The organism is Streptomyces sp. NK15101, assembly GCF_020400725.1.
GTDB lineage: Bacteria > Actinomycetota > Actinomycetes > Streptomycetales > Streptomycetaceae > Streptomyces.
The window spans coordinates 1-7,759 of record NZ_JAINVG010000159.1; the positions used below are offsets into that span (position 1 = coordinate 1).

At 73.9% G+C, this 7,759-nt stretch carries 9 protein-coding genes; 4 read left to right on the plus strand and 5 right to left on the minus strand.

Annotated features, from left to right (window positions below; translation table 11 throughout):
- The 3 genes from K7G60_RS37730 to K7G60_RS37740 form a co-directional block, all read left to right on the plus strand.
- A partial coding sequence (locus K7G60_RS37730; protein ID WP_225805486.1) for an anti-sigma factor occupies positions 1 to 427 on the plus strand: 427 nt, incomplete at its 5' end.
- 143 nt (positions 428 to 570) lie between these two features.
- Positions 571 to 1,839, plus strand: a complete 1,269-nt coding sequence (locus K7G60_RS37735) for an NAD(P)/FAD-dependent oxidoreductase (protein WP_225805487.1) — start codon at positions 571 to 573, stop codon at positions 1,837 to 1,839.
- Positions 1,840 to 2,052: 213 nt separating this feature from the next.
- Positions 2,053 to 2,472 carry a hypothetical protein gene (locus K7G60_RS37740; RefSeq protein WP_225805488.1) on the plus strand — a complete coding sequence of 140 codons (420 nt, stop codon included), beginning with the start codon at positions 2,053 to 2,055 and terminating at the stop codon, positions 2,470 to 2,472.
- A gap of 341 nt (positions 2,473 to 2,813) precedes the next feature.
- On the opposite strand, the gene K7G60_RS37745 is transcribed toward K7G60_RS37740, so the two are convergent.
- Positions 2,814 to 3,086 carry a hypothetical protein gene (locus K7G60_RS37745; protein ID WP_225805489.1) on the minus strand — a complete coding sequence of 91 codons (273 nt, stop codon included), beginning with the start codon at positions 3,084 to 3,086 and terminating at the stop codon, positions 2,814 to 2,816.
- A gap of 155 nt (positions 3,087 to 3,241) precedes the next feature.
- On the opposite strand from K7G60_RS37745, the gene K7G60_RS37750 reads away from it, so the two are divergent.
- Positions 3,242 to 3,697 (plus strand): ArsI/CadI family heavy metal resistance metalloenzyme, encoded by a 456-nt coding sequence (locus K7G60_RS37750; RefSeq protein ID WP_225805494.1) that lies wholly within the window; start codon positions 3,242 to 3,244, stop codon positions 3,695 to 3,697.
- Here the strand turns inward: K7G60_RS37750 and K7G60_RS37755 are convergent.
- The 4 genes from K7G60_RS37755 to K7G60_RS37770 all read right to left on the minus strand — a co-directional run bounded on the left by K7G60_RS37755 (position 3,681) and on the right by K7G60_RS37770 (position 7,471).
- On the minus strand, positions 3,681 to 4,937 hold the full coding sequence (locus K7G60_RS37755; protein ID WP_225805490.1) for an MFS transporter: 1,257 nt from the start codon (positions 4,935 to 4,937) through the stop codon (positions 3,681 to 3,683). The two genes, K7G60_RS37750 and K7G60_RS37755, sit on opposite strands and share 17 nt — an antisense overlap.
- Positions 4,934 to 6,313 (minus strand): rhodanese-like domain-containing protein, encoded by a 1,380-nt coding sequence (locus K7G60_RS37760; protein WP_225805491.1) that lies wholly within the window; start codon positions 6,311 to 6,313, stop codon positions 4,934 to 4,936. Before K7G60_RS37760 ends, K7G60_RS37755 begins: the two co-directional genes overlap by 4 nt.
- 131 nt (positions 6,314 to 6,444) lie before the next feature.
- Positions 6,445 to 6,822: a DUF1304 domain-containing protein gene (locus K7G60_RS37765; RefSeq protein WP_225805492.1), complete on the minus strand. Its 378-nt coding sequence runs from the start codon at positions 6,820 to 6,822 to the stop codon at positions 6,445 to 6,447.
- 238 nt (positions 6,823 to 7,060) lie between these two features.
- Complete coding sequence (locus K7G60_RS37770; RefSeq protein ID WP_225805493.1) at positions 7,061 to 7,471, minus strand: four-helix bundle copper-binding protein; 411 nt, start codon at positions 7,469 to 7,471, stop codon at positions 7,061 to 7,063.
- Positions 7,472 to 7,759: the final 288 nt, after the last annotated feature.

Genomic DNA, 7,759 nt, shown 5'->3' on the forward strand with positions numbered 1-7,759 from the left:
GGCCGCGGCCGTACTCGGCGGCGTCGCGGTGTGGCAGACGCAGCACGCGCAGGACCTCGAGCAGCAGGCCGGCCAGGCCCAGCAGCGACTCGACGAGGTCAGCGCCGTCCTGGCCGCACCCGACGCCCGCACCGTCCACGGCAAGGCCGCCAACGGAGCGTTGACCACCGTCGTCGCCTCCGAGCGGCAGAACGAGGCCGTCTTCACCGCCGCCGGCCTCCCCGCACCCGGGACGGGCAAGACCTACCAGCTCTGGCTCGACCACGACGGCACGATGCGCCCGGCCGGACTGATCGACCACGACGGCACCGTGGTGCTCGCCGGCGACCCGGCCGACGCGGGAGCCGTCGGCCTCACCCTCGAACCCGCCGGAGGCTCCCCCCAGCCCACCACCACCCCCCTGCTCCTGATGCCCCTTCCCGCCTGACCGTTTCGTCCGCCGGTCACCCCCGTCGACCGACGTCCGGCCCGACGTCCTCCCGCCCGCCGCGCACCGACCCCATCCGACAGCCCGGCTGCTGCGAAGTACGAGTGAAACGCAGCAGTCGGGCAGCGTGTCGAGTGGCGGGAGTGCTTGTGGCGAAAGACCGGAAAGTGGCGGTGGTCGGCGCGGGGGTGGCCGGTCTGACCGCCGCCTACGTCCTGGCGGGAGCGTGCCAGGTCACCCTGTACGAGGCGGACGGACGGCTCGGGGGCCATGCCCACACCCGCGAACTGGCCGGCCCGGGAGGTCGGTCGGTCGCCGTGGACTCGGGGTTCGTCGTCCACAACGAGCGCACCTACCCGACCCTGCTGCGCCTTTTCCGGGAGCTGGGGACCGCCACGCAGGACGCCGAGATGAGCATGTCGGTGCGGTGCGACGGCTGCGGCCTGGAGTACGCGGGCGCCCGGGGCGCGGCAGGGCTGTTCGCCTCCCGGGCCTCGCTGCGGGGACGTCACCTGCGGCTGCTCGCGGAGGTGCCCGCCTTCCACCGCAGCGCCCGGCGTCTGCTGGCCCACGGGGCGCACGGGGGCTTCACGTTCGGGGAGTTCCTGCGCGAGGGCGGCTTCTCCCCGTACTTCGTCAGCCACTTCGCTCTTCCTCTGGTCGCGGGGGTGTGGTCCTGCCCCGCGACGACCGCCCTGTCCTACCCGGCCGCCCACCTGTTCACGTTCCTTCAGCACCACGGCCTGCTGTCCGTCACCGGCTCCCCGCAGTGGAAGACCGTCACCGGCGGCTCCGCCGCCTATGTCACCGCCGCCGCCAAGCGCATCCAGCGCATCCGTACCTCCAGTCCGGTCGAAGCCGTCCGGCGCACGAGCCGGGGCGTGCTGATCACGACCCGCGACGGCTCCATCGAGGCGTACGACGCCGTGGTCGTCGCCACGCATCCCGATCAGGCGTTGCGCATGCTCGCGGACCCCACCGCGGACGAGAACCGGCTCCTGGGCGCCTTCCGGTACTCGCGCAACCCCACCGTGCTGCACACCGACGCCTCCCTCCTGCCCCGCTCCCCCAGGGCACGCGCGAGCTGGAACTACCGCATGACCAGCTGCGCCCCCTCGGCGTCGCCCGTACGCGTCAGCTACGACATGGAACGCCTCCAGCGACTGCCGGCCGGCTCCGGCTACGTCGTCACCCTGGGCGGAGACGACGGCATCGCCGCGGACCGCGTGGTGGAGCGGATGGTCTACGAGCACCCGGTCCACACCCCCGCCTCGGTCGCGGCGCAGAAGGAACTGCCCCGCCTCAACACGGGCGTGACCGCGTACGCCGGGGCCTGGCACGGCTGGGGCTTCCACGAGGACGGCTGCCGCTCCGGCGTCGAGGCCGCCCGGTCCTTGGGGGTGAGCCGGTGACCCGCGCCGAAGGAAACGTCACACCCGCGGGTCCCCGGGGCGCCGAGGTTCCGGGTTCCTTCGCGACTCCGGCCGGCAGGTACCGCCCGGAAGGCCCGGAATTCGGTCCCTGCCGAGGGAGAACGGCTCCTCCCTCGCCGCCACCCGGTCCCTACTTTCAGGTAACTTACGGGTATCCGCACATGACCCCACCATCGGCGAGGGAGACTGGACATGCCTGGTTCGACCACGTCCGCTCGACTGCTCAGCGGTCTGCTGATCGGCGCCGGCGCGGCCCACTTCCTCGTCCCTCGGCAGTTCGACGCGATCGTGCCCCGGACCCTGCCCGGTTCGCCCCGGACCTGGACCCACTTGAGCGGGCTCGCGGAGATCGCCGTCGGCGCCGCGGTCGCTCACCCGCGCACGCGCAGCGCGGGCGCGCTGGCCGCAGCGGGGCTGTTCACCGCCGTGTTCCCGGCGAACGTGAAGATGGCATACGACTGGCGCCACCGGCCCGCCCCGCTCAGGGTGGCGGCACTGGCCAGGCTCCCCCTCCAGGTGCCGCTGGTGCTCTGGGCGGTACGGCTCCACGCGGACGGTTCCACCACGGGCCCGCGGACCGGGCGGGCGGGCATCCGTTCACGGCGCCGCTGAAGGCGACGGGGCGCACGAGCCCGTACGCGGCCTTCAGGCGGAAGGACCGGCCGCAGGCGGCGCGCCGGTCCTCGATCGGAAGCACGTCCCACGCGCGGGCGTCCCCTGGCAGGCTCTCAGCCCGTGAAGATCGATATTCTGCGGGGCTCCCTCGTCGCGGGAGCCTTCGCCCTCCTCTGCTCGGCGGCGGCACGCGTCCGGTGAACGGCCTGACCGGCGAGCCGGCTCCCGGCACCGAGCGCCGGGTCTACGGCTCGGTCCACGTCGGCATCGGCGGCGGTCCGGTCGTGAACCAGGCGTATCGACCCGCGGCGTTGTTCACGCCGGTGAGGGCCGGACTTTCAGACGGGCACGTCGTGGTCGACGAGGGAATGCCCGCAGCTGATTCGCCTGCACGCTCCCTGTGCGCCGCCGGCCTGGAAGTCGGGGCACGGACAGGACGGACGGCGGATGGTGTCGTTCGAGCCGGGCTCCCAGCCGCTGTCCGCCAGTCGCGCCCGGGCGGCTTCCCGGACGCCGTGCACCTGGCCGTCGAACCTGCGGGAGTCGGCGGCGGGGGCGGCCGCCGTTCCCTCCAGGACCGTCGCGCCCGGCGGCTCGCGGACCATCGGCACGCGGCACGCCACCGTCTCGCCGCCGTCCCGCCGGCCAACGGCAGCGGACCAGCCTGCTTCGATATTTCTCGATATTGACATCCGTCGATCCCGGTGGCAACGTCAACTGCATCGACGGACGTCGATATAGTTCGCCCTCCGAGGAGAGGACCGCCATGTCCCGCGTCCAGCTCGCCCTGCGCGTCGCCGATCTCGAAGGCTCCGTCGCCTTCTACTCCGGGCTCTTCGGCACGGAACCCGCCAAGCGCCGCCCCGGCTACGCCAACTTCGCCGTCACCGAGCCCCCGCTCAAGCTCGTCCTCATCGAGGGCGAGCCCGGCCAGGACACCCGCCTCGACCACCTCGGCGTCGAGGTCGCCACCACGGCCGAGGTCACCGCCGCGGCCGGCCGCCTCGAGGACGCCGGGCTCGCGACCTCCGAGGAGAACGACACCTCCTGCTGCTACGCCCTCCAGGACAAGGTCTGGGTCACCGGCCCCGGCAAGGAGCCCTGGGAGGTGTACGTCGTCAAGGCCGACGCCGACACGCTGGAGAAGGCCGGAACGGCACCCGGTGCCTGCCACGGCGATCCCACCTGCTGCGCCGCCCAGGAGCTCACGGCCTCTCCGTGATCCAGCGGGCGGCGAGGAGGCCGGAGGCGGCCGTGAGGGCCGCGGCGGCGATGACGGTGGCGTTCAGGCCGAGGAGGTCCGCGAGGACGCCGGCGACGAGGGCGCCGGCGGCGTAGCCGATGTCGCGCCAGAAGCGGTACGTCCCGAGGGCGTTGGCGCGCCAGGCCGGGTGGGCGTGGTCGGAGACCGAGGCGATGAGGGCCGGGTAGACCATCGCGGTGCCGAGACCGAGGGCGACGGCGGAGAGGATGCCGGCGAGCAGGGGCCGGTCCAGCAGCGTGAGGGCCAGGACGAACCCGCCGGCCTGGACGAGCATCCCGTGGACGATCAGGGGTCTGCGGCCGACGCGGTCGGCGAGGTGGCCGGTCGGGATCTGCCCGAGGCCCCACAGGATCGGGTAGAGGCCCTTGATGAGGCCGACGGCTGCGATGCCCAGGCCGTGGTCGGTGAACAGGAGGGGGAAGACGCCCCAGGCGAGACCGTCGTTGAGGTTGTTGACCAGTCCGGCCTGACTGGCGCCGCGCAGGGATCGGTCGCGCCAGGAGGTGCGGGCGAAGACGGCCTTCGGACCGGTGTCCTCGCCGGTGGGCGACGGCGTGGGGTGCCGGGCGAGTTCGAGGGCGACATGGGCGGCGGTGTCGCGGACGACCAGGGCCAGGGCGAGGCCGGCCACGACGAAGACCACGCCGATGAGTTCCGGAACGGGACGCAGGCCGTGGGCGGTGGCGAGGTAGCCCGTGAGGAGGGCGGTGACGCCCACGGCCGTGTATCCGGCGGCCTCGTTGAGGCCCGTGGCCAGGCCGCGCCTGGCGGGACCGACGAGGTCGATCTTCATGTTCACGGTCATCGACCAGGTCAGGCCCTGGTTGAGGCCGAGCAGCACGTTGGCGGCGACGATCCAGCCCCACGAGGGCGCGTACGCGAGCGCGAAGGGCACGGGGACGCCGATCAGCCAGCCCGCCACGAGGAGCTGCTTGCGGCGGAAGCGGGCGGTCAGCGCTCCGGCGGCGAGGTTGGTGAGCGCCTTGGTGAGGCCGAAGGCGATGATGAAGGAGAAGACGGCCAGGTCGCTGGTCAGGCCGAAGGTCTCGGAGCCGATGAGCGGCACGGTGGTGCGCTCCAGACCCACCAGGCCGCCGACGCAGACGTTGACGATCACCAGCAGGGTGAACCGGCCCCGGTTCTCCCGCAGGCCGAGGCGGACGGCCGGACTGCCGTCCGGGGGTGGAGCGGCCCTCACGAGCCGGGGTCCTCCGGGCCCTGGACGAGCTCCTGGCCGTGGGCGGCGGCGTAGTCGGCCGGCCCGCCGGCGAGGACGACGACGTCGGTGTGGCCGGCGCGTTCGAGGAGGCCCGCGGCGGTCATGGCGCGCTCGCCGTGGGCGCAGGCCACGACCGCGCCTTCCGGGGCGTCGGCGGCGACGCGTTCGAGGTCGCCGAGTTCGATGTGGACCGCGCCGGGGACGTGGCCCGCGGCGAACTCCGAGGCCTGGCGCACGTCGAGGTACGGCCGCCCGCCCGCCCGGTCGGCGGTGACGAAGGATGTGGTCGTCTGCTCGTTGCCGTCGGCGAGCCAGGCGGGCATGCCTCCGGCGAGGCGGCCTGCGAGGCGCTCGTACCCGATCTTGTACGCCTGCCGGACGATCTCGTCCAGGTCCTGGTCCTCGCCCGTGACGAAGACGAGCGGGACGGTGTCCGGCAGGAGCCAGCCCAGCCAGGTGGCGAACAGCGGGCGCAGCGGATCGGAGAGGGAGCCGGGGATGTGGCCGGCGGCGTAGTCGGCGGCCGGGCGCACGTCCACGACCCGGCCGCCGTCCGCCGCGAGCGCGCGGACCTGCTCGGGGGAGAGTTCCGGCAGGAGCGGGGTGCCGGTCAGGACGGCGGGGCCGCGCCGGTTGGCCTCGGCGAGCCGGGCGAAGTAGGCGGGGTACGTGCCGAGGCCCGCGACCAGCCGCCGTACGAAGGTGTCCTCGTCGGGCGCGGCGAGCAGCGGGTTCGCCTGCTTCTGGGCTCCGATGGTGGAGGTGCGCTCGCTGCCCGGCGGGGCGGAGCAGAAGGAGCCGGCGCCGTGCGTGGGCCAGACGGCGGTCCCGTCCGGCAGCTCGGCCAGCCGGCGCAGGGAGTGGTACTGGGCGCGGGCCAGCTCCTCCGTACGGTCCGCGCCGAGGAGGTCGGTGCGGGCGGCGGAGTTCACGATCAGCGAGCCGCCCGTGAAGACGCCGAGCTCCCGGCCGCCGTCGAGCAGCAGGAAGGACAGGTGCTCGTCGGTGTGCCCGGGGGTGGCCAGGGCGCGCAGCGTCAGGCCGCCGAGGTCGACCTCGTCGCCGTCGGCGAGGCCCTGGTGGTCGAAGGCGCGGTGACCGGCGGCGGAGGCCAGTACGACCGCGTCGTGATCGTGGCGCAGCTGGACGGCGCCGGAGAGGAAGTCGGCGTGCAGGTGGGTGTCGGCCGCGTACGCCACGGTGAGGCCGCGCCGCTCGGCGGCGGCGTGGAGGGCGCGCAGGTCACGGCCGGCGTCGACGGCCAGGGCACGGCCGCCGCCCAGGTCCACGAGGTAGGCGCTGTTGCCGAGACCGTGGTCGACCAGCGGAATCAGGTGATCGTCGGCGAAACCCATCGCGCTGTCCTTTCCGAGGGGTGCGCCGGGCGGGGAGCGTCACCTCGGGGCTTCAGTTACAGCAATCCACGAATGGGCGGAGGACGCAATGCGGGCGCCGTCACGAGCGGCGGCAGGGGCGCCGTGTCCGCTCAGACCAGTTCGGTGACCAGGATGACGACGCCCGGGACGGCCTGGCCCAACGCGCCGCGCCACAGCTTGGGGTCGGAGACGAAGAGCATGAGTCCGCCGCCGGTCATGAAGGCGGCGACGTAGAGGATCAGGGACCGGGCGACGGTCTCGTGTCCCAGGTGCAGCGCCACGAAGCCGGCGATCATGCCGCCCGCCAGGAAGAGGTTGTAGAACCCGACGTTGAACCGCCAGAGACGGACCTCGGGGGCGTCCGCCGTGCTCCCGGTCAGGAACTCCCTGACCCACGCCCGCCGGCTGTAGAGGAAGCTCTCCAGCGGCCATACGAAGACGTGGACGGCAGCGGCGATCAGCGCGAACACCTGACTGACGATGTGCATGCCCGCATGGTCGTACGGGGCGGGGAGCCGGAGAAGGCGTCGCGCGGCGCATTCATCCGTACGACGGAACGAGGGAGGCCGGCCGGGGGCGGCCCGGTACGGGGCGGGCAGCGGGCACGGGCGGCGCGGTCAGGTCCCGGCGCACGGAGGTCCGCCGGGCCGCGGGGCGGCGCCCGCGCGGTCCGCCTCGGGCGGAGGGCGGTCGGCGAGGCCCGCGACGCGCCGGGCCGCCCGGGGGTCAGCCGAGCCGGTCGAGCAGGTCCGCGCACGCCCGCTCGGCGGCGCGGCAGGCCTCGGCGCAGATCCGGCAGTGTTCGTGGAACTCGGCGTGCCGCTCGCACTCCTCGGCGCAGGCCTGGCACGCCGTCGTGCAGGCGACGAGCATCGCGCGGGTGACGTCGGCGTCGTAGCCGGTGTGCCGGGAGAGGACGGCCACGGTGGCGGTACAGATGTCCGCGCAGTCCATGTCGGTGCGGATGCACTTGGTGAGGTTGCCGACCATGCCCTCGGAGAGGCAGGCGTCCGCGCAGGCCGTACAGGCCTGGGCGCAGGTGATGCACGCCTCGATGCACCGGGCCATCGCGTCGGCGTCGAGATCGCCGAGGCCGGTCGGGTAGGTGTTCAGCATTCCTCGTACGGCGGTCTCCATGACGGACTCCTTCTCCGGACCGCCCTCACGGGGCGGCCCTGCCGGAATCCGGCCCGTGCGAGGCGGGCCGGACGCGGAGGTCACGGCCGGGCTGGTCGTCTGTTCCAGCCTAGACCCGCGTACGGGCACGGATCCGGAACGCGCGGGCCCCCGGACCCGCCCGGCACCCGGGACGGCTGGGCGGGCGGGGCGGGCGCGGGTCGCAGCGGCACGGGGTGGCAGCGACACGGGAGCGGCACCGTTCGACGGGACGCGCCGGTTCCGCGCCCGACCCCGGCCCCGACCCGG

Bases quoted from the DNA above. Each gene is read 5' to 3' on its own strand.
- K7G60_RS37740 (WP_225805488.1), top strand. From the start codon at position 2,053: ATGCCTGGTTCGACCACGTCCGCTCGACTGCTCAGCGGTCTGCTGATC.
- K7G60_RS37750 (WP_225805494.1), top strand. From the start codon at position 3,242: ATGTCCCGCGTCCAGCTCGCCCTGCGCGTCGCCGATCTCGAAGGCTCC.
- K7G60_RS37760 (WP_225805491.1), bottom strand. From the start codon at position 6,313: ATGGGTTTCGCCGACGATCACCTGATTCCGCTGGTCGACCACGGTCTC.
- K7G60_RS37765 (WP_225805492.1), bottom strand. From the start codon at position 6,822: ATGCACATCGTCAGTCAGGTGTTCGCGCTGATCGCCGCTGCCGTCCAC.
- K7G60_RS37770 (WP_225805493.1), bottom strand. From the start codon at position 7,471: ATGGAGACCGCCGTACGAGGAATGCTGAACACCTACCCGACCGGCCTC.